This is a genomic window from Streptomyces fuscichromogenes (assembly GCF_014645815.1).
GTDB classification, from domain to species: domain Bacteria; phylum Actinomycetota; class Actinomycetes; order Streptomycetales; family Streptomycetaceae; genus Streptomyces; species Streptomyces fuscichromogenes.
In genome coordinates this window covers 90,494-111,229 of the sequence record NZ_BMML01000022.1, presented here as the reverse complement: position 1 = coordinate 111,229, position 20,736 = coordinate 90,494, and the positions used below count along the sequence as shown (strand labels likewise).

The window sequence follows — 20,736 nt, the reverse complement described above, 5'->3', positions numbered from 1 at the left end:
GCGCGCGTCGCCGGTCGCGTTGCCCGCGACGTGTCAGGACTCTCTCCGGGCGGTGGGATACTCCCTGCACCGGCGACGGCGAGGGCAGAGGGACCCGACCATTCCGGTTCCCGCCGCTCTCCCGGACGGCGCCAGGAGACCACCCTCAGATCCGATCGCGGGTGTGCGGCCGGGGCGGCGTCCCCGGCGCCGGTCTCCTGCGGGACCGCGTATGCGGAGACCTGCATCACCCGCCGTCGACCCCGGATCCCACCCACCCCGAGGTCACCCGCAACACGCCGATCAACGCGGGCCAGGCCCCCTACGTGCTGGAAGCGGCGGTACACGCCCTCGGTACATGGTCGAGGACCGGCGTGGCACCGGCGCCGGCGCCAAGGCTGGAGATCGGCACGAGCGGCTCGACCCCGGCGCTCGTGCTCGACGCCGACGCCGACGGCAACGTCAAGGGCGGTATCCGCACGTCCTCGGTGGACGCCCCGGTGGCGACCCTGTCCGGCCTGGGGCAGGAGGGCTCGCTCAACTGCACCCTCTTCGGCCCGCCGACGCCCACGCCCCCGTCAGGGCCGCGGGCGGCTCCGCAGCGGGTGGCTGACACCGGGTGAACGGCGCCGCGCCGGCCCGAGCAGCCGGCGCGGAGGCCGGACGGTGTCCGGCACGGCCGCGCCTCTCGTGTGCTCGTCCGCTGTCCCGTGACTTCATTCGGTCTTCACTGGCCTGGGCCGGCTCATGAGGAGCACGGCGTCGCGGCGGCGCAGCGAGCCCAGTGGAGAGCCGCCGGTCGGGTCGGCGCTGCCATGGATCCAGACGGGACCGTCGGCCAGGTGGTCCAGCGCCGTCTCGGCCACGTCGTCCGGGTCGGCGAGCCCGCCGGACGCCATGTCGCCGTCGACGTCCATGGTCCTCCGCAAGGAGGGGGTGTCGGTCCGGCCGAGCACCAGGCCCAGGACGTGCACGCCGGCTTCGTGCCACTCCGCCCACAGGCTCTCGGCCAGGATGAGGTCGAACGCCTTCGTCGCCCCGTACACGGACAGCGCCGCGCCACCGGCCCAGGCGGCGCCGGATGTCACGAGCACCATTCCACCGCGTCCACGTGCCGTCATGGGGGCACCGAAGCGGTGGGCCGCCTCCATCACCGCGGTGCAGTTGCGCTGGACCAGTGAACCGTGGGCCTCGACGGGCTTGTCCAGGAACGCACAACTGGTGTCGTCGGCGCCGGCGTTGAACACGAAGAGTCCGACCTCGATACCGGAGGTGGCCTTCACGAGTGCCGAGACGGCGTCCGGCGCGCTGAGATCGAGTGCCGCCGTCCTCACCTCGACCCCGTATGCGTCCCGGATCTCGGCGGCGGACTCCTCCAGCACGGGTACGCGCCGGGCCACGAGCACGACGTTCAGGCCCCTGGAGGCGATCTTGTGCGCGAAGGCGGCGCCCACTCCGTCGGATCCCCCGGCGATGACGGCCCATGGACCGTATGCGTCCTGGAAAGGTGTTGTCACGTCTTCCTCCTCGAAACATGGTGGTGGGCCCGCCGACGGCATGGGCACTTCGAGGCCGATCACGACGTTCCGGGGCAGCGCCGCGAGGATCGCCGCCAGCGGAAGCCCACCACGGCCCGGCACCGTCCGGTCCACCGAGTCCTCCCGGTACGTCGGACCGCGTCCGAGGTCCGGGTCAAGGCGCACGGTGTCGATCCGGGCCACGCCCAGCCGGGCCATGATGTCGAGGTCGGCACCGGAGTGACGAAGATCGGTGTCGGGCCGGACAACGAATCGTTCGCCGACTGAGGTCGAGACGCATCGCTCGCGCATCGCTCGCGCATCGCCGTCGACAGCCGTTCCCTGTCCGTCTCGCCGCCGGGGTGGGGACCCGGGACGCGCCGGTCGCGCGGGGCGAGAGAGGCACCTGTCACCGCACGGTCCGTGCCCGGTCGAGCACCGTCTTCTCGACCGCGTCCGAGGACAGGACGGTTCCGATGATCCCGAGGTCGGCCCCGGCGTTCCGGGCGACTTCGCGTACCACGGTCACGTCCTTGCGCATCAGATCCCCGAGGCGGTCCGCGAGCGCCTGGACTCCCCCTTCTCCGTGTGCGACGACACCGAGCGCCCGGCTCGTCCCGCTGCCGTGCCGTACGGCGGCCAGCAGGGTCTGTTCCGGAAGCCCCAGTGAGTCCGCGAGGCGTACGGCGTCGACCACGAGCCCCAACTGCGCCACGAACAGCGCGTTGTTGACGAGCTTGACACGCTGGCCGTTGCCGACCGGCCCCACGGGCAGGATCGGTGACGCGTATGTCTCAAGCAGCGGACGCACCTCGTCCAGGGCCGTTTCGTCGGCGCCCACCCACAAGGTGAGCCGACCCGCCACGACATCGTGCGGACCGCCCGAGAGGGCGGCATCGACGACTTTGATCCCACGGTGTACGCCCGCGTCGGCGAGGAGTCGAGCGGTCGCCGGGTCAGATGTCGTGTGCTGAACGAGGGTTGCCGCCGGCTTCATGGCCTCGATCGCGCCGTCCGGTCCGAGACACACCGAGCGCACCTGTTCGTCGGTCAGGACGACGACGAACACGACGTCCGCGTCGCGCACGGTCGCTGCCACGGTGTCGGCCCAGTCCAGCCCGGCCGCCTCGGCCGCTGCCCGAGCCTGCGGGCGGCGTACCAGGACAGTGGCCTCGTGCCCCGCGGCCGTCAGATGTTCGAGCATCGGCCGGCCCATGCGGCCCGGACCGATGAATCCGATCCTCATCGTCCCGCCGGATGACGAGAGGGGCCGCCGGTCTCCAAAGGCGCCAGCATCGCGCGGTGATCGGCGGTGCCGTCCAGGTTGGCGTTGACACGTTCACGGATCCGCCAGCCCTCTGGAGTGCGCACCCAGCGCCAGGTGTTGGCCGAGACCCGGGCCACCCAGAAGCGGTCGGCTTCGGCGTCCCAGCGGATGTTGAGCGCGTAGCTGCGGCCGGTCGCCTCGTCACCGTCGACGGTGATGTGCGGCACGGTGAGGACATGGCCGCAGCCGTTGTTGATCAGGCTCTGGTGACCGCTGCCGTGCACCATGCCACTGATGTCCTCGCGTCCGCGCATGCGGAGCTGGGGCACCGCGTCGAACGTACCGCCGTCGGTCCACAGGTCCGCAGCAGCGTCTCCCGACCCGCTGTCCACAGCGGGCCCGTACTGGGCGACGAGCTGCGTGATCTCCAAGTGGTCCTCCAGGGCGCGGACCTTCGACGCCAACAGGTCGACCATGGTGCGGAGTTCGTCCGTCTCGCTCACGAGGACCCAGCCTTTCGACACGTGTTGCGTTGCGCGGCGCGTTTCAACCGGGGACGACGACGATGCGGACCGGGCCGTCGGCGTCGCGTGCGGCGTCGAGCGCGGCGGGTACGTCGTCGAGTGCCACGGTCCGGCCGAGCATGGGCGTGACGTCGAGACTCCCCGAGCAGACCGCGTCGAACGCCTCGTCCCAGTGGACGGGCGACGGGCCGCCGCCGAACTGGATGTTGAGCCCTTTGCGTTTGGCGGTGAGCGTGTGGAGACGCTCGCCCTCCGGCGGTCCGCCGACCGAGAAGATGCGGGTACCGCGCTCGCACCCCCTGATGATCGAGTCGAGAACCCCCGGGACGCCGACGCATTCGAACACCACGCAGCCCGGTAGACCGGCCGCTCCCACTCCCCGCGCCGCCGACTCGGCCGGTGCGCGAGCCAGGTCACGCCATGCCTGGAAAGGGGAGGCCTCGGCAGGATCGACGACGGCGTCCGCCCCCATGGCCAGCGCCGTCTCGCGTCGCGAGGCCATGAAGTCGACCGCAATGACAGGGCCACGGCCGAGGTGTCTGAGGTGAGCGATCACTGAGAGGCCGATCGCGCCACAGCCGACCACCAGTGCCATTTCCCTGGTGGTCACCCGAGCCCGGGCCGCGGCCGACCAGCCGACCGCGATCGCGTCGGCGACGCACACCACCTCGCTCGGCAGATCGGAGACCACCGTCCGGGCGGCGGCCTCGGTCAGCAGGAAGTACTCGCCGAACCCGCCCGGTGATTCGGGGTTCTGACCGATGATCTTCCGGCCGCCCGGCGTGGTCAGGACCGGCAACGAACTCACCCTTGTGCCGAGCGGGATCCGGCGCTCGGTACCTGGGCCGTAACCGACGACTTCGGCGCAGTACTCGTGGCCCATGACGATGTCGACGTCCTGGTCGTACGTCGACATTCCGCTGTCGTCCTCGGCGCCTGCCTCCGGATGATCCATGAAATGGAGATCCGATGCGCAGATTCCACAGGCGAGCGCTCGCACCAGCAACTGTCCCGGCCCGGGGACCGGATCACCGATCACACGCGTCTCCACAGCGCCTGCGCGGAGTACCGCAGCACGCATGTCTCTCCTCTTTTCGCCTCTCGCCATACCGCCTCGGAGGGAGTGCCGTGAGGGACTGTACCGAGGGCAGGGCCAATATGAGAAGCCGGTTTTCAAGACTGAGAGGTCGATTAACTTCAAAAGAGAAGTTTATTTCCGACGAATGGGTGGGTACCTCCCGTGGCACGTGAGAGCGGGGCGCGGAGCGCGAGCAGGGCCGGTGGGAACGAGGTCTTCGTCGCTGCCGGGGCTCGGGCCCCGGTGCCGCCCGTCTTCCAGCGGCTGGGGGCTGGTCGACCTCAAGGGCGGCGTTGTCGCTGCGGGCAAGGAACGGACGGACGACGGAGCGGTCCACGGGACTCACTGCCTGCAGCCAGGACTCAAGGGGCCAGGGTGAGATCGCCACTGTTGGACTTGGCGAGTGACCGGCCGATGACCATACGCTGGATCTGGTTCGTGCCTTCGAAGATCTGAGTCAGCTTGGCCTCACGCATGTACCGTTCGACCGGGAAGTCGCGCGTGTAGCCGACCCCGCCGAGGATCTGCACCGCATCAGTGGTGACACGCATCGCGTTGTCGGTCGCGACGAGCTTCGCGACCGACGCCTCACGACTGAACGGCAGCCCCGCGTCCTTCAACCGGGCGGCATGGAGGGTCGCGGCACGCGCCGAACAGACCGCGGCCTCCATGTCGGCGAGCAGGAACGCGACTCCCTGGTGGTCGATGATGCGTGATCCGAACGTCTCGCGATCGCGTGCGTAGGCGACCGCGTGGTCGAGAGCGCCCTGGGCGAGACCGACCGCGACGGCCGCGATACCGAGACGGCCGGAATCCAGGCCCGCGAGAGCGATACGCAGGCCGTCGCCCTCGGCACCGATACGCCGCTCGACCGGGACACGGACGTCCCGGAGGACCATGGTCGCCGTCGTGGACCCGGTGAGGCCCATCTTGCGTTCGGGCACATCAGCGGTGAGGCCCTCGGTGTCCGCGGGGATCATGAAGCACGAAATACCCGTGCGGTCTTCCGAGGTGCGGGCCATGACCTTGTAGTAGTCCGCGTGGCCGCCATGGGTCGTCCATGCTTTCGCGCCGTTCAGGACGTAGTGGTCGCCGTCCAGACGGGCCCGGGTCCGCAGCGCTGCCGGGTCCGAGCCGGCGTGCGGCTCCGAGAGACAGTAGGCGCCCAGCAGCTCCCCACCGAGCATCGCGGGCAGCCACTCCTGCTTCTGCTCCTCGCTGCCCGTCGTCGCCAGGCCGAAGCACGACAGCACGTGCACGCAGACACCTACGCCGACTGTTGCCCACACGGACGCGATCTCTTCGACAACCTGCAGGTACACCTCGTAGGACAGGCCGCTGCCGCCGTATGTCTCGGAGTACGGCAGACCGAGCAGGCCGACGCGTCCGAGGAGCCTGAAGACGTCACGAGGGAACGCCTCGTTCGCCTCATCGACATCCACGCGCGCCGCGAGTTCATCGGCTGCCAGCTTCCGGACCAGCCTGATGAGGGCAACGGACTCATCGTTCGGTAACAGACGACGCGCGCTCATGGCACCTTCCAGCTGTCGGGGGCGAAACATCGTTCGGAGACATCTGCGGGCCGGGGCACCGCACGGCGCTCCTCGTGGCCAGACATCGAAACGCTCGGGTGAGGCCGGCCGCCGCGTGGGTCTCGGTGCCGGCGCGGGTGGTGTCCCTCAACCCCGGACGTACGCGACCCGGGAGCTGTCCGCCCGCCCGCTGTGACAGGAGGCCTGCCGCTCCCCGAACAGCCGCAGCACCTCAGCACAGCCCATCCGACCCGCCTCCCGCGCCAGCTGATCAACCTGCTACGGCAACGAGACGGGCATCACCTCGGACACGGGCGACCCCGCCAACCTCACCCGACGGGGAAACGCACCCGAGGCGAGGAACGTCCCAACTGGAGTACCGACAGGTTCGACCTCACCCGGCAACCCAGCGTTCGAGCTGTTCGTGCTGGCTGAGGAATTGGGAGTGTCGTCCACTCGAAAGGGTGAAGTTCTATCAGTAGCTCGTAGATTCCAGGAGCTGCTTCCGTAATTTGCGTTTCCGTGGTGGATTCCGATACCCGCCGCTTCTCGCTGATCAGCGGGCGCGGCTTGCCAGGCCAGCCTCCCGGGCAGGAGGAGGGCCTGGCCGACGTCCTGACTCTGCAGCGTCGCGGTGTTCACCCGTCGTCGCGGGAGGCGGAGCAGGCGCTCTATCAGGACACGCTCGCGGAGTACTGCTGGGCGCGGGATGTGGCGGGGCTCGCGCCGACGACGCTGAACCGTCTGGTGCAGCCGGTGATCGAGGTGTGCACCTTCTATGACGTCCTGCCCTGGGAGCTGTCGTCGCGGCAGCTGGACCAGTACTTCGCCGGGGCGGGCAAACGCGGTCACACCACGGTCCGCAAAAAGATCACCAGCATCGATCTGTACTTTTCGTTCCTCGAACAGCGGTACGCCGGGGAGATCCGGCGGCGGTTCGGGGCGGTGGTGGAGTCGCCGGTCGATGCCTTCAACCGGCCTCGGCACCGCGGGGACTTCGGGCTGCGGATCCCGCCCTCGCGCGCGGAGATGACGGCGTTCTTCGCCGCGTGGCGCCAGGAACTGGGCTCGGCGCGCAAGTATCCGGTCGCGGTCCGCAACTACGTGATGGCCAAGATCGCCTACATTTCCGGGATGCGGGCAACGGAGTTGTGCCTGGTGAGGCTGGGTGACTTGCACTGGGACAGCGGCCAGTGGGGCCGCTTCCTCGTCAAGGGCAAGGGCGCTCGCGGGTCGGGCCCGCGCGAGCGCGAGGCGTTCATGTTCGCGGAGGGCCGCGAGCTGCTGTGGTGGTACATCGAGGAGATCCGGGGCCTGTTCCCGGACGATGCGCTGGACCCGTACGCTGCGCTGTTTCCTTCCGAGCGGCTGCCGACCGCGCTGGGTGCCGAGGTGGCCATCGCGCCGCCGATCTGCGCCGACACCTTCCGCCGGTCGCTGCGCCGGGCTTCGCTCGCCCATCTGAAGGGCACGGTGACGGTGCTGTTCCCGCATCTGCTGCGGCACGCCTGCGCGACGCACAACTACGAGTCGGGGATGCCGCTTTGGGACATTCAAGTGCTGCTTAGGCATACCTGGCCGACCACGACGGTCGGTTATCTGGCGAGTGCGAAGGCGGACCCGGAGCGGGCCAGTCTGGAGTCGTCCCGGCGCACGGTGCGCCGGCTGAGCGGGGAGACGTGAGGGCGTGAAGTGGAATCTGCGCTGGGTGGCGGCCAGGCAGGACATCTGGCGGCCCAGTGACCTGAAGACCGCGTTTGAGGCGGTCGGGTTCACCCCGTCGCTGAGCAAGGTGTGCGCGCTGTGGTCGGCCCAGCCGGTGACGGTGCGGCTGGACGATCTCGACATGATCTGCGCTGCGCTGACGTGCACGGTCGCCGATCTGCTGGAGGCCGAGCCGCTCGCCGGAAGCGAATTGGGGGAGCAGGAGGGGCAGCGGGTGGTCGGCCAGGGCCCGGGTGCGGGAAGCGGCGGGCGGCCGGTGCCGAAGCAGAGCGGCGGCAAGGGCGCGGTGCGGCGCCTGCCGCCGAACTGAGCAGGAGGGCACGGGTGAACAGTCCCGGCTCGTGCGGGCTGTGCGCGACCTGGGGCACCATCACCGGCTCCGGCCTGTGCTACGAGTGCCGCTGTGGCCGCTACCCGAGGGCTCAGGGAGGGCTGCGCGAGGCCGTCTGCCGCCGGTGCGGCTGGGCGGGGATCGTCGGCGCGGACGGTACCTGCCGGGGATGCCGGATCGCGGTCCGGCTCGGTCAGGACCCGGCGTGGATGCATGCCGAGTTCGAACGGCGCGACCTGCCCGCCGGGCGGCCGCTGCAACTGGCCGTGCGCATCGAGGGACTGGCGCTGAACAGCAACCCGCTGCGCAACAGCGCCGTCACCGGCCCGCGGCACGGGCTCGCGCCGTGGGCCCGCGGCCGGGTACCGGCGGCCCTCGACGACCCCGCGGTGTGCGTGGAGGAAGTCCCCGGCCAGCTCGGGCTGTTCGCACCCTGGCCCAGGACCTTCACCCGCGCCCACGGCAAGCGCATCCGGGGCCGGACCATCCCCGACTTCCTCGCAGTCCAGGCGGTGCTCGATGAGATGGCCGCGGAACGCCGCGTGGGGCAGACCTGGCACTTCCACACCGAGGAGGGCGCGCGGCTCGCGCTGGCCGCCAGGACCCCGGATGGGCGCCTGGTGCGCCCCGAGACGCTCGCGGATCTTCCGCAGATGGCACCCACCCTGCACGAGGCGTTGAAGCGGGCCGGGCTGCTCGCGCCGCCGCGGCTGCGGCTGGTGCCCTCCTGGATGTCCGCCAGTCTGGGTAGCTGCCGCGAGTGCCTGGCCTGGACGAACGAGCGGGACCAGCGGTGCGCGCCCTGTCTGGACTGGGGCGCCGGCCGCCAGGCGGCCCCGTGTCACCGGTGCGGCCGGCTGCTGCCGTTGCGCGACGACCACTGCCGGCGCTGCGTGCTCACCGTCGCGGAGACCGACTACGACCTCGACGGCATCCGCCTGGACGGCGGCGACCAACTCTGGTTCGGCGGCCCCCTTGCCCCGCGCAGCAAGCGAGGCGGCCTCTACGGACGCCGCCGTCTCCAGCGCAAGTGCCGCGAAGCCATCCGTGCCTCGCGCGCCGCCCGCCCTGTCTCCGAACATCTCGTCCAGCCGGGCCAGCTGGAGCTCTTCCACCTGCCACGCGACTGGACCCGCCTGGACCAACGACATCTCCCGGCTCTGACCCCGGCCGCCCGGATCCTGCTGAACGAGTTCGTCGCCCACATCAAGAGCCGCGGCTGGGACGCCGGCCGCATGAGCGGCAGCATCCGCACCCTGCGCGTCCTGCTCGCCCACCTCGGAGCCGACGCCCCGCTGCCTGAGGAGGACGTGCGGCTGATCGCCCGCCGCACTCACTTCCATGGCGCCCGCGTCATTAACTACCTCCTGCTGACCGGACGCCTGGCCCCAGACCGGCGCTCTGATGCGGCTCTGGCCCGAGCCCGGCACTTCGCCGACGCTGCCCCCGTCCCGTTCCGCGGCCCGCTCAACCGGTGGATCGACGTCCTGTGCGGCACGGCCTCACGCCCCAGCCGGCCGCTCGCCCCGTCAACCGTCTATTCCTACCTGCGCCTGGCCGCACCCGCGCTGCAGACCTGGTATGAGGACGGAGTCACCGATCTGCGGGCCGTCACCCGTGCCCACATCGAGCAGACCCTCGAACCGGTCCAGGGAGAAGCCGTCAAGTCCCTGGCCACCGCCCTGCGCTCGCTGTTCCGCGCCCTCAAACGGGAGAGACTCATCTTCCGCGACCCGGCCCGCGCCGTCTCCCTGACCGCAGTTGTCGTGCTGCCGCGGCCGCTGGCCGACGACATGCTGCGCGGCGCTCTCGACCGCCTCCCCCGCGTCCGCGACCGGCTCAGCTTCGTGCTCGCCGCCGTGCACGCTCTGAGCACCCACGACCAGCGCCATCTGCTGCTGGACGACCTCGACCACAGCCGCGCCACCCTCTTGGTGCGCCGCACCGGCAAGCCCGTCCATATCGTCTACCTGGACGAACTCACCTACCGCCTGGCACGCCAGTGGCTGGCCGAACGCTACCGACGCTGGCCCGCCACCACCAACCCCTACCTGCTGGTCACCACCCGCACCGCCACCGACGACACCCAACCCCCAGTGTCGATCCAGGCGATCAACAAACCCCTGCGCGCCCACGACCACCAGACCGGCCGCCTGCGCGTGGACCGCATCCTTAACGAGGCCCAGCACACCGACGACCCCCTCCACATCATCCGCCTCTTCGGCCTCTCTCCCCGCACCGCCATGAAATACATCCACGCCGCGCACCCGCACCGCAGCCAGCCCGACCCAATCACGCCCTGAGCTTGTGGGCCATGATCCGCGACGGAGAGCGTTATGAGGCTTCACGAACCGTAGCGACGACGGCTTGACAATCGTCATTGGGAAGCCAGACAGCTCCGACTCTCAAGAGTTGACAGATTGGCTGCAACTAGCCTTCCTTTGAGGCTGGTTGAGGGTGTGCGCGTGCTTTGGTCAAAGCTGCCCGGCGGGGGCACGCTATAGGCAAACTCCTTGCCCCTGTAGTGGGCAACTTCCGCCCGTGGACCCAAGCGTGGAGTCCCGTGGCGCTTCGGACGGGTGTCGGAGTGATTGATTCGTGCAGCTCAGAGCCCTTCACACGTCGCAGTCTTTGCACTTCCTTGAGTTGATGATCATTGACCGTTCAAGCAAGATCCTTACGCTCCGCTGAAATCGGACATGATCCATCGTCGGGATGAGGTCCACGAAAGCGTGGGGGGTTCATAGATGTTTCAAGCCAGACGTACCCGGCACAGACCTTTGGCACTGGCCGTCGTACTCTTCTCGGCACTCGCATGGCTCGGCCTGGGGAGCCTGGCGCACGCGGGTGCCAGTACCGTCTCCAATGGTGGGTTCTTCCCCGTCTCGCCTTCTTCGAAGATCGTCGACACTCGCTCATCCCTCGGCGTCAGCGCGACGCTCGGCGCGGCCTCCACCACGTCCTTCCAGGTGGCGGGCGTGGGCGGGGTTCCGTCCTCCGGAGTCTCGGCGGTGTCGCTGGTCGTCAAGGCCGTGAACGCCACGGCCAACGGCAGCTACCTGGAGCTGTGGCCCGACGGAACGACCAGGCCCACTCCCGGCTCGACGGTCAACTACTCAAGCGGCGACACCACGAGCAACGCAGCGATCGTCGCGGTCGCACCGAACGGGAAGGTCGACGTCTACAACAACAGCGGCACCGTCGATCTGGTCGTGGACGTCAGCGGATACTTCACCTCTGGTGACGGCGCCACCTCGCCCGGCGGGTACGTTCCCATCTCGCAGAGCCGGCTCCTGGACACCCGCAACGGAACCGGAGCGCCGGAGGCGAAGATCGCCCCCGGCGGAACACTGAACGTCCAGATCGACGGCATGGCCGGTGTCACCGGTGAGGCGTCCGTCTACGCGAACCTCATCGTCCCCGCATCGGGAGACGACGGCAGCCTGTACGCCTACGCGTCCGGCGGTTCGACCGGGCAGCCGGTCATGGACTACAAGAGCGTCACCACTTCGCAGGGTGCGGTCATCCCGGTCGGAAGTGACGGTCAGATCACCCTGAAGAACGGGTCGACCACGCAGTCGATCGATGTCGTCCTGGACGTCTACGGCTACTTCACCCAAGCCGCCTCGGGCGGCGGCGTCTTCACTGCCGTTCAGGACCGCTTGCTTGACACCCGCTCGTCCACTGCCATCCCGGCCGGCGGCAGTGTCAGCGTGACGGTGGCCGACCACGACGGCATCCCCACGTCCTTCGGCGCGGCAGCGCTCAATCTGACCACGACCGGCCAGCAGAACCCCGGTTACCTGCGGGTGTGGCCCACCGGGCAGCCCATGCCGACCGACACCTCCGTGGACTCCTTCCAGGCCAGTACCTCAACCTCCGACCTGGTGATCGCTCAGCCCGGCGACCAGGGCGCGGTCAGCATCTACAACGGCAGCACTGGAACCATCCAGCTCATCGTCGACCTGGAGGGCTGGTTCTCCATCGACGGCAACGACGACAGCGGTGCCCTGACGACAGTCCCCCCGGTCGATCCCTCCGAGACGGACCTGACCGACGAGCCTACGGACCCTGCCGCTGCCAGCTCCGAGCCGGCGGCCCCTACAGACGAGCCGAGCGGCAACGACCCCAATGGTCTGTACTGCGACCGGGAGAGCATCTACAAGCCCACCTCTCTTGGGGGCAGATACATCCACGCCATCGGCCCCTACCAGTCCAACTACAACGGCACCAGCAACAACGAGACCACCACGTTCAGCGCTGAAGCCACAGGAACCGTCGGCATCAGTCTCAGCGGATCACTGAAGGTCTCACTCAACGAACTCGTCTCGCGTCAGGAAGCCACGTACGGCATCAACTTCTCCGCGTCACTGACCGCGAAACTGGGCAACTCGATAACCGCCACCATCCCGCCGCACAAGACCGTCAGCGCCAAGTACGGCGTCTGGCGGCGCAAGATCACAGGCACGAGCTATATCCTGTACAGCAACTGCACCACCAGCGCGAAGTCAACAATCATCTCCTACACCCCATACACGGTCGGCTGGTACACGTGGCAAAGCTGACGAAGGCCCACGCGGCCTTGACGATCGCCCTGGCTGCGGGCATTCCACTCAGCTCGGGTTGCACGGCACAAAAAAGCCAGGACTCACCGAAGAAAGCTTCCAGCGTCTCCGCAACCCCATCTGATCGCGACCCTGTCGTTGATGTGACGAAAACTCCACCCGACATCTCCGGCTCGGCCAAGGCCCTCGTCCGCCTGGCCAACCGGACAGGGCCGCAAGAGGTGGCCGTGATCGAGAACATCAAGGCCGGGACGGTCGCTGTAGCCACCGAATGCAACGGTGAAGGGAAAACAACCATAGTCATCGGAAAACTGGCCACATACACCGTCCCGTGCGCGGCCACACCCGCAACGACCTACAACGAGATCGGTCTGGGCAGCAGCAAGAAAGACGTGAAAATCACGATAACGGCCAGCGCCGGAGTCCACTGGGGCCTGTCCGTCGGATGGCGCCCGGAATATCAGCCGCCTCGCAGCTAAACACGGCAATCCCATAAGCCGGGGCCCCCGGGGAAGTCATCGTGGATTCCCCGGGGCCCCGACAGCTTCGCCCGTACGCGATGAGGTCGCGTGGGCTTCGGAGGCCAAGGACCGGACCATCTGAAGGGCCCCGCCGCACTCGTCGAGATCAAGGCCCTGCCTCGCGTCGCCGCTCATCTTCAGGTACGAGATAGAGCGGCTCGGGCGGGACGCGACCGAACTCGCGCCGGAGCCTGACCATCGGCCGACCTGAACCCTTCCGAGCGCCTGGTGCGTCAACCGGCTGGACGATCGCCATCTCGACCTTCAGATGGCCGACCAGTTCGCCGCCTTGGGCCTTCAAGAATCCGCGAACCTGTCGGCTTCTGGTCGGCCCGAGTCCGACTGGCTGGATGCGGTCTGGCCGGGCAAGGTCGCTGAACGGGGTGTTCTCCGCGGCGCGTTCGTCCCCTTGCCGCAGGGTGAGCAGAGCAGACCGCCAAGGGCGTTCGGACCTCTTCGGTGGCAGCCTGTGGGCGGTCATGGCCCGCCGAGTCCACGCCGACGGATCCGCGCTGCCGTGACGAGCCGTGATCGCAGCGGTGGGAGGATCACGGGCTGAGCCGCGCGGCATCGGGTCATTGCGGTGGTCGGGTCGATCGAGCGTGCGGCTGGGACAGTCATGTTCTGCGCCCGTCGAGGGACCGATCAGCCTGCCGTATCCGTTGGTACGTGATCGTCAAGGTCGTGGATGCCCGTATCGACGTCGTTCGGGTGGTTCTGTATGCCGAGCGGTGGCACAAGGTGCGCCGCGGCTGCCCGGCGGCACCCTGCGGGACTGGGATCGGGGGACACCTCGGCCTTTGCGCCGGTCAGCGCGAAGGCGGCAGGCGGGCCGCGCACCGTTCAGCGGGTGCGGGGGTGGCTCCGGAAGTGCATAGAGTGCGGCGTGGAGGGAGTCCAGGTCAGGCGTCACAGCCGACCTCTGGACTCCCTCGCTTCATCTCGTGCGGGCCGGCAAGCCCGCGGCATCGTCCCTCCAGTCGGACCGGGAGTTCACACGTGAGGCCTCAGACCACCGACGTGCGCCAGATCGCCGAACCGCGTCGGACGGCCGACCATGGCAGAACCGGCCACCGCACCCCGACCGCGCCGGCCACCGCGCACACGTCCGCCCCGTCCGTCCCCGACCGGCACGACCACCCCGCCCTGCGCGCCGCGCTCGCCGCCGCCGTCGAGGACACCATCATCTACGACCTGGACGGCATCGGCCGTCAGTACGCCGCGCTGTGCGCCGAACTGCCCGGCGTCGCCGTCCGGTTCGCGATGAAGGCCTGCCCGGTGGACGAGGTGCTCGGCCACCTCGCCCGGCTCGGCTCCGGCTTCGACGCGGCGAGCCCGCAGGAGATCGCCCAGGCGCTGCGCACCGGGGCGGACCCCCGGCTGATCCACTACGGCAACACCGTCAAGTCGGACCGCAACATCGCCGAGGCCTACCGGCTGGGCGTACGCGACTTCGCCACCGACTGCCTGGAGGACGTCGGCGCGATCGCCGAACACGCCCCCGGCTCCCGGGTGTTCTGCCGGCTGGCGACCACCGGCGAGGGCGCGCTGTGGGGCCTGAGCCGCAAGTTCGGCTGCTCGCCGGAGGACGCCCCGCGGGTGCTCGGCGCCGCCCGGAGCGCCGGGCTGGTGCCCTCCGGCCTGTCGGTGCACGTTGGCTCCCAGCAGATGACCCCCGAGGCCTGGGTCACGGGGATCGACATGCTGGCGGCGGTCCTGGAGGCGCTCGACCGGCGTGGCATCACCCCGGACCGGATCAACCTCGGCGGCGGACTGCCGGCCCTCGGCGTTCTCGACCGGCGAGGCCGGCCGCTGGAACCGCCGCTGGACAAGATGTTCATGGTGATCCGCGAGGGCATGGAACGGCTGCGTGCCGTCAACGCCGTTCCCCTGGACTTCCTGCTGGAGCCCGGTCGCCACCTGGTCGCCGACCACGGCGCGATCCGCGCCCATGTCGCCCGGCTCTCTTCCCGACGCCGGCTCGACGGCACCCGCGAGGACTGGCTCTACCTGAGCTGCGGCAAGTTCAACGGCCTCTACGAGATGGACCAGTTGCAGTACCGCCTGGAGTTCCCCACCCGTTCCGGCGGGCAGTTCGTCGACGCCGTGGTGGCGGGCCCGACCTGTGACAGCGACGACGCGTACGCCCAGGAGGGCCTGGTACGGGTCCCGGGCGCGATCGCCTCCGGCGACCCGGTGTGGGTCCACTCCTGCGGCGCGTACGCCAGCGCCTACGCCACCCGGGGGTTCAACGGCTTCGCGCCGCTGCCGTACACCTGCGTCGGCGGCCCGGCTCCGGACGGAGCAGGCGCATGACCGACACCCGGATCCGGCGGTTCCGGGAGGAGGACTGGAACGAGGTGGTCGCGCTGGAGGAACGCGCCTACGCCGCGAGCGGCCTGTCCGAGGGCCGGGAGGCGCTGCGCTCCCGGCACCGCGCCTCGCCCTCGACCTGCTTCGTGCTGGAACACGCGGGCGGCCTCGGAGGCTACCTGCTCGCACTGCCGTACCCGCTGTTCCGCTGCCCGGACCTGAGCGTGGCCGAGGACGGCGCGGTACCGGAGGGCGACCAGGGGAGCAACCTGCACACCCACGACCTGGTGATCGCCGAGCGGGCGCGCGGCCGGGGCCTGGCCCGCCGGATGCAGCGCCATCTGGAGGAGACGGGGCAGGCGGCCCGCTACCGGACCCTCTCACTGGTCGCCGTGCGCGGCTCCGAGGCGTTGTGGTCCCGGCTGGGTTACCGTGCCCGGCCCGAGATCGTGCTGCCCGCGAGCTACGGCACCGAGGCGGTCTACATGGCGAAGCCGCTGGAACCCGCTGCCGCCGGACGGCCGCAGCAGCACCGCTGATCAGAATGCCGGGGCCGTCGCCGGTCCCGGCAGCAGTACCGCCTACGCCACCTGGGGCACGGGTATGGCCAGGTATCTGCCCCACACCTTCCGGGGCCGCAACGCGTGGACGGGGAGCCGGAGGAACAGAGCCGATGCTCCTCAGTAACGCCAGCGAACGGCCTCGATGACGTCCGCATCCGTGTGCATCCCGAACAGCTCCGCCTCCGCCCGCCGTACGGCCAGCACCGCCTGGTACAACTCGGGACCGAGCGACTGCCGCAGCAGTGCGGACTTCTCGTACGCGTCGATCGCCTCCGGCAGGCTCGCCGGGAGGCGCTCGGCGGCGCCGAGGGCGGCGGGGTCGTTCGAGGTCTCGGGCGGAAGGGACAGGCCGGCGTCCAAGCCCGCGAGTCCGGCGGCCAGCACGCCGCCGATCTCCAGGTACGGGTTGGCGGCGGCGTCGAAGCACTTGAACTCCGCGTTGGCCTGCCCGGCGGCGGAGCCGGTGATCAGGCGCAGTGCCGCCTCACGGTTCTCCAGCCCCCAGCAGCGGTGGGCCCCGGCAAAGCGGGAGGGGACCAGCCGCAGGTAGGAGGCGACGCTCGGCGCTCCGAGGGCGAGCAGGGCGGGCAGCTCGGCCAGTACGCCCGCGAGGAACTGCTCGGCGTCGGGGTGCAGTCCGTGGCGGCCGGGGCCGCCGTGCCCGAGGTTGCGGCCCTGTCGCCAGAGGCTGAGGTGCAGGTGGGCGCCGTTGCCGACCGAGCCTTCGGTGAAGACGGGCGCGTACGAGACCCGCAGGCCGTGCCGGGCGGAGACGGCCCGGATGGTGTGGCGCACCAGCATCGTGGTGTCGGCCGCCTCGACCGGCCCCTCGGCGGCGACCGAGACCTCGAACTGCCCGGCGGCGTACTCGGGATGGAGCTGGAGCACGGTCAGTCCCTGGGCGGTGAGGGCGCGCAGCACCTCCCGCAGGTAGTCGGAGTGCTCGACGAAGCGGGTCATCCCGTACCCGGGCCCTGCCGTCGCGGGGGCCCCGGCAGCGTCGGCCACCACCCACTCGACCTCGATCCCGGCCCGCACCGAAAGCCCGCGCCGCTCGACGGCCTCGGTGACCTGGCGGGCGAACTGCCGCTGGCAGCCGGGGTGCGGGGTGCCGTCCTGGGTGTAGCGGTCGGCCGGGGCCCAGGCCCAGCCGGGCTGGGCGGCGAGCGGCGTGAGCCGGTCGAGGTCGGGGACGAGCCGCAGGTCGCCCACCGGCCCGGTACTCGAAGGCGCAGCGGTGAAGGAGTCGTCCACCAGGGAGACGTCGAAGCAGGGCACGGCGCCGACGCCGTACTCGGCGGCGTGTTCGAGCTGGGCCAGCGGGACGGACTTCACCCGGGTCAGCCCGGCGTTGTCGACCCAGCCGAACACCACCCCGTCGATTCCGTCGGCGGCGAGCTGGACTTCGACCTCCCGGGCCTGCGCGGCCCGCTCAGCTCGGGGGTACGTGGTGACCATGCCGGCCATGCTGGCGTTCGCGGCAGCCGGTGCGCCAGCGCCCGGCCGGGAGTTCACTCGTCCGTGAAACGGCCGGACCGCGGTGCGTGCCGGGTTCGGTACGCGAATGCGGTAACCAGTAATAAGTAAATGGGAAGAGCACTCTGCTTGGTGGGTGCATCTACTGTAATCCGTAGCGGTCTGGACGTGGATAGCACTCGCATGAGTGAAACCCGCCGAGACCGTTTGGTCCCGATGGTCATGACTGGGCTACCGTGATCGATGAGCGGATGGTTTACCCCATCGACAAGGAATTCAACCCGGCGGGAGTCCGGCACGGGATTATCGAGAATTCCGGAAACGGGTGCCTTCGCCTTCCCCGCTGTGCGTGCTCCGGGGTGCGCAGTGCCCTGGGTCCCCTGTCATACGTCTGCGTAGAGAAGTTGGAGCATCATGCCGCCCGTCGTTCCGCCGTTTCTGATCGGTCTCATCGTCGCGCCACTGGCCAAGCGTGTCCTCAAGCCGCTGGTGCGCGGTGTGGTCACGACGTCCGTGGGTCTTGTCATGGAGGTGAAGAAAGCGGCCCAAGAGGCCGGAGAGAACATCCACGACCTCGCGGTCGAGGTGGCCGCCGACATGGTGGCGGCGCAGATCGCCGCCGGTGAGGGCCACCGGCCCACCGAGGGCGCGGCCTCGCACGGCGAGAAGGACGAGGCCAGGACTCCCAAGATCCGTGCCACCGCCACCGCCGGTGCCGCGAAGGCGTAGTGATGTCCTGATGCGCGGCCCGGCCCGCCGCCTGAGCGCGTCTTCCCGCCGACCTGGGGAGACGGGTCCTCGCGGCGGTCGGCCGTGGGCCCTTTCGGCCGCTCCTCCGCCCTCCTTCGGGCTTTCCGTTCCGTCGCAGTGATCCGCCGTGCGTCGAATTCCGCCGCGCCCACCGACGGATTACCCGCGACCTCCGCAAACAGGTGATCGTACACATGTCATCGCTACTGGGTGCCGTGGCCGGATTCCGCTCCGCTGAATGGGACGTGAGTCCGCGCTCGGTCACTCCGGGCCGTCAGCGCTGGGACGTCAAGCTGGTGCTCGGACGGCCGCGGACGGCCGAGATCCTCGCCGCCGCGCTGCGCCGCATTCCCGGGATCACCGAGGTCCGGGCCAACCCGGTCACCGGCGGGGTGCTCGTCCGGCACGATGCTCGGGTGCGTGCCACGGACGTCGGCCGGATCGTGCGCAGAGCCGTCACCCTGGTCGCGGCGGATCCGACCGGAGCGGGACGTCCGGCACCGGCCCGACCCGAGGCCGCACCGGCCTCCCAGGTGGACCGCGGCCTGGTCGTGCGACCGGTGCTCGCCGTCGGCGGCGGGGTCGCGGCCGGGATCGCGCTGGTCAAGGGGTCGGCGCTGAGCAGGCAACTGGTGGCAGTGGGCGGGGTGGCCGTGGCGACCGCGGCCGTTCTCCGGAAGGCCTGGCGCGGAACGGGCGACGCGTCCCGGGAGGCGGCCGGGCCCGGCGTCGAACGCCACCCCCTGGCGGAGATCGTCGGACCGCACCGGCGCCGTCTCTACGAGGCCGTTGCCCTGTCCGTCGCCTGCCAGGCCTCGGAGATCGCGCTCGGTACCTTCCTCGGCTGGACCGGACTGGTCCTCATCAAGGGGCAGGCAGCTCCGCTGGTCCGCCTCGGCCTGACCACCGCGTCCGCCCAGCTCTTCGGGCTGGCGGGGCTGATGACCGCCGCCTGTGCCGCCGTGGCGGGCCTCTCGTACGCCTCGAACCTCCAGTGGCGCCGACTCGGCCAGGACATCGAGCACGACTGGCGCAACCGGACGTACGGCCACGTCCAGCACCTCGAACTACGGCACCTGGAAGGCGAGCGGACCACCCGGATCGCCGGCGCGCTCACCGACGACGTCCGCCAACTGGGCACCTTCTTCGCCACCTCGGCGGGTGACCTGCTGCAGCTCGGCACCAGTCTGGCCCTCCTGGTGCCGCTGTTCCTGGTGCTGGCACCACAGATCGCCTGGATCGCGTTCCTGCCCATCCCCGTCATCGCCTGGCTGTCGTTCCACTACCAGGACAAGGTCGCGGCCGACTACGCCGTCTCCGGCGAACACCGGGCCAGGCTGCACAGCCAGTTGGTGAACACCCTGGAGGCCGGTGCCACCGTCAAGAGCTTCTGCACCGAGGACTACGAGGCCGAGCGCATCGACCGGCTGAGCGAGGAGGTCCAGGACAGCAGCCGGCACACCGACCGGAGCACGATCCGCCACGCCGAGATCGTCCGGGTCTGTACGACCGGTTCGATGGCCGGGACCCTGTTGATCGGCGGCCGGGCGGTGCTCGACGGCAGCCTGCCGTTCGAGGTGTTCAGCCCGCTGATCGGGCTGCCCCAGATGGTCCTGCTGCGGATGAACCGGCTCGGCGGCATCGTCGACCAGTACCAGCGCACGATCACCGCCTACGACCGGGTCCAGCGGCTGCGTGCCCTCCCCGTCGAGACCAACGGCACCGGCGGACCGCTCGACGCCGGGAAGGTGCGCGGGGAGATCGTCCTCGACAAGGTGACCTTCGCCTACCCCGACCGGCCACCGGCGCTGGCGGACCTCTCGATGACCATCCCGGCCGGGCAGGTCACCGCCCTGGTCGGCGCCACCGGCTCCGGCAAGACCACGATCGCCAAACTGCTGATGCGATTCCAGAACGCGGACACCGGCAGCGTGCTGCTCGACGGGCGGGACGTGCGCGAGCTGTCGCGGCACGACCTGCGCCACGCGATCGGGTTCGTCGCCCAGGACCCCTTCCTCTTCGACGGCACCGTCGCCGACAACATCCGTTACGGCAGCTTCGGAGCATCGGACGAGGCCGTGACCGAGGCGGCGATGAAGGCCGAGGCACACACCTTCGTCGCGACGCTGCCGGACGGCTACGACACGGTGATCGGCGAACGCGGTGCCGCGCTCTCCGGCGGCCAGCGACAGCGGATCGCGCTGGCCCGCGCGATCCTCAAGAACGCGCCGGTCGTGATCCTCGACGAAGCCACTTCCGCCGTGGACAACGAGACCGAGGCCGCCATCCAACGCACGCTCCGCGCCTTCGCGGCCGACCGAACCATGCTGATGATCGCCCACCGGCTGTCCACGGTCCGCCACGCCGACCGGATCTACGTCATGGACAAGGGCGGCGTCCTCGCCGAGCAGGGCACCCACGAGGAACTCCTCGCCCGGCACGGACTCTACGCATCCCTCTGGCAACTCCAGGCCGGCGAACCCGCCGCCTGACCGCAGCAGCCGTCCCCCCCCGGCCGACCGACCGTGTGACGACACCACGGTCGGTGCGGTCCTGCGTGCCCCGCCACCACGCCTGCCCACACCCTCGGAGGTC

The 20,736-nt window shown here is 69.9% G+C and carries 16 protein-coding genes; 10 read left to right on the top strand and 6 right to left on the bottom strand.

Going from position 1 to position 20,736, the window contains the following annotated elements:
- The first annotated feature begins 161 nt into the window (after positions 1–161).
- A complete protein-coding gene (locus tag IEZ11_RS51370) occupies positions 162–602 on the top strand; it encodes an alpha/beta hydrolase domain-containing protein (RefSeq protein ID WP_229713585.1) in 441 nt (146 codons plus the stop codon).
- A gap of 93 nt (positions 603–695) precedes the next feature.
- Here IEZ11_RS51370 and IEZ11_RS36730 read toward each other — a convergent pair whose 3' ends face one another.
- The 5 genes from IEZ11_RS36730 to IEZ11_RS36710 all read right to left on the bottom strand — a co-directional run bounded on the left by IEZ11_RS36730 (position 696) and on the right by IEZ11_RS36710 (position 5,897).
- Positions 696–1,808 carry an SDR family NAD(P)-dependent oxidoreductase gene (locus IEZ11_RS36730; protein WP_229713584.1) on the bottom strand — a complete coding sequence of 371 codons (1,113 nt, stop codon included), beginning with the start codon at positions 1,806–1,808 and terminating at the stop codon, positions 696–698.
- 97 nt (positions 1,809–1,905) lie between these two features.
- Complete coding sequence (locus tag IEZ11_RS36725; protein ID WP_189267326.1) at positions 1,906–2,742, bottom strand: NAD(P)-dependent oxidoreductase; 837 nt, start codon at positions 2,740–2,742, stop codon at positions 1,906–1,908.
- On the bottom strand, positions 2,739–3,266 hold the full coding sequence (locus IEZ11_RS36720; protein ID WP_189267325.1) for a nuclear transport factor 2 family protein: 528 nt from the start codon (positions 3,264–3,266) through the stop codon (positions 2,739–2,741). The genes IEZ11_RS36725 and IEZ11_RS36720 overlap by 4 nt, the downstream gene beginning before the upstream one ends.
- A 43-nt stretch (positions 3,267–3,309) precedes the next feature.
- Positions 3,310–4,368, bottom strand: coding sequence for a zinc-binding dehydrogenase (locus IEZ11_RS36715; RefSeq protein ID WP_189267324.1), 1,059 nt, complete (start codon positions 4,366–4,368; stop codon positions 3,310–3,312).
- Positions 4,369–4,727: 359 nt separating this feature from the next.
- A complete protein-coding gene (locus IEZ11_RS36710; protein WP_189267323.1) occupies positions 4,728–5,897 on the bottom strand; it encodes an acyl-CoA dehydrogenase family protein in 1,170 nt (389 codons plus the stop codon).
- A 522-nt stretch (positions 5,898–6,419) separates the two neighbouring features.
- Here IEZ11_RS36710 and IEZ11_RS36705 point away from each other — a divergent pair.
- From IEZ11_RS36705 to IEZ11_RS36675, 7 genes are all read left to right on the top strand, one after another.
- On the top strand, positions 6,420–7,580 hold the full coding sequence (locus tag IEZ11_RS36705) for a tyrosine-type recombinase/integrase (RefSeq protein WP_373295016.1): 1,161 nt from the start codon (positions 6,420–6,422) through the stop codon (positions 7,578–7,580).
- Positions 7,581–7,584: 4 nt separating this feature from the next.
- On the top strand, positions 7,585–7,932 hold the full coding sequence (locus IEZ11_RS36700; RefSeq protein WP_189267322.1) for a helix-turn-helix domain-containing protein: 348 nt from the start codon (positions 7,585–7,587) through the stop codon (positions 7,930–7,932).
- Positions 7,933–7,946: 14 nt separating this feature from the next.
- Entirely contained in the window at positions 7,947–10,256 is a 2,310-nt protein-coding gene (locus IEZ11_RS36695; protein ID WP_189267321.1) for a site-specific integrase, read from the top strand.
- Positions 10,257–10,700: 444 nt separating this feature from the next.
- A complete protein-coding gene (locus IEZ11_RS36690) occupies positions 10,701–12,518 on the top strand; it encodes a hypothetical protein (protein ID WP_189267320.1) in 1,818 nt (605 codons plus the stop codon).
- Positions 12,506–12,997 carry a hypothetical protein gene (locus IEZ11_RS36685; RefSeq protein ID WP_189267319.1) on the top strand — a complete coding sequence of 164 codons (492 nt, stop codon included), beginning with the start codon at positions 12,506–12,508 and terminating at the stop codon, positions 12,995–12,997. The genes IEZ11_RS36690 and IEZ11_RS36685 overlap by 13 nt, the downstream gene beginning before the upstream one ends.
- Positions 12,998–14,185: 1,188 nt before the next feature.
- A complete protein-coding gene (locus IEZ11_RS36680) occupies positions 14,186–15,355 on the top strand; it encodes a type III PLP-dependent enzyme (RefSeq protein WP_189267413.1) in 1,170 nt (389 codons plus the stop codon).
- Entirely contained in the window at positions 15,352–15,891 is a 540-nt protein-coding gene (locus tag IEZ11_RS36675; protein ID WP_189267318.1) for a GNAT family N-acetyltransferase, read from the top strand. The genes IEZ11_RS36680 and IEZ11_RS36675 overlap by 4 nt, the downstream gene beginning before the upstream one ends.
- A gap of 141 nt (positions 15,892–16,032) precedes the next feature.
- Here IEZ11_RS36675 and IEZ11_RS36670 read toward each other — a convergent pair whose 3' ends face one another.
- Complete coding sequence (locus tag IEZ11_RS36670) at positions 16,033–17,373, bottom strand: type I glutamate--ammonia ligase (protein ID WP_189267317.1); 1,341 nt, start codon at positions 17,371–17,373, stop codon at positions 16,033–16,035.
- Between the two features lie 432 nt (positions 17,374–17,805).
- Between IEZ11_RS36670 and IEZ11_RS36665 the strand changes: the two genes are divergently transcribed.
- Together IEZ11_RS36665 and IEZ11_RS36660 are read left to right on the top strand one after the other, a co-directional pair.
- Positions 17,806–18,120, top strand: coding sequence for a DUF5132 domain-containing protein (locus IEZ11_RS36665; RefSeq protein ID WP_189267316.1), 315 nt, complete (start codon positions 17,806–17,808; stop codon positions 18,118–18,120).
- A 215-nt stretch (positions 18,121–18,335) separates the two neighbouring features.
- The gene (locus tag IEZ11_RS36660) at positions 18,336–20,633 is read left to right on the top strand and encodes an ABC transporter ATP-binding protein/permease (protein ID WP_189267315.1); all 2,298 of its coding nucleotides are present in this window, start codon (positions 18,336–18,338) and stop codon (positions 20,631–20,633) included.
- Positions 20,634–20,736 lie beyond the last annotated feature (103 nt).

Excerpts from the sequence above, each read along its gene's own strand:
- IEZ11_RS36665 (WP_189267316.1), top strand. The coding sequence starts at position 17,806 with ATGCCGCCCGTCGTTCCGCCGTTTCTGATCGGTCTCATCGTCGCGCCA.
- IEZ11_RS36725 (WP_189267326.1), bottom strand. The coding sequence starts at position 2,742 with ATGAGGATCGGATTCATCGGTCCGGGCCGCATGGGCCGGCCGATGCTC.
- IEZ11_RS36690 (WP_189267320.1), top strand. The coding sequence starts at position 10,701 with ATGTTTCAAGCCAGACGTACCCGGCACAGACCTTTGGCACTGGCCGTC.
- IEZ11_RS36730 (WP_229713584.1), bottom strand. The coding sequence starts at position 1,808 with ATGCGCGAGCGATGCGTCTCGACCTCAGTCGGCGAACGATTCGTTGTC.
- IEZ11_RS36660 (WP_189267315.1), top strand. The coding sequence starts at position 18,336 with ATGTCATCGCTACTGGGTGCCGTGGCCGGATTCCGCTCCGCTGAATGG.
- IEZ11_RS36670 (WP_189267317.1), bottom strand. The coding sequence starts at position 17,373 with ATGGTCACCACGTACCCCCGAGCTGAGCGGGCCGCGCAGGCCCGGGAG.
- IEZ11_RS36675 (WP_189267318.1), top strand. The coding sequence starts at position 15,352 with ATGACCGACACCCGGATCCGGCGGTTCCGGGAGGAGGACTGGAACGAG.
- IEZ11_RS36715 (WP_189267324.1), bottom strand. The coding sequence starts at position 4,368 with ATGCGTGCTGCGGTACTCCGCGCAGGCGCTGTGGAGACGCGTGTGATC.
- IEZ11_RS36710 (WP_189267323.1), bottom strand. The coding sequence starts at position 5,897 with ATGAGCGCGCGTCGTCTGTTACCGAACGATGAGTCCGTTGCCCTCATC.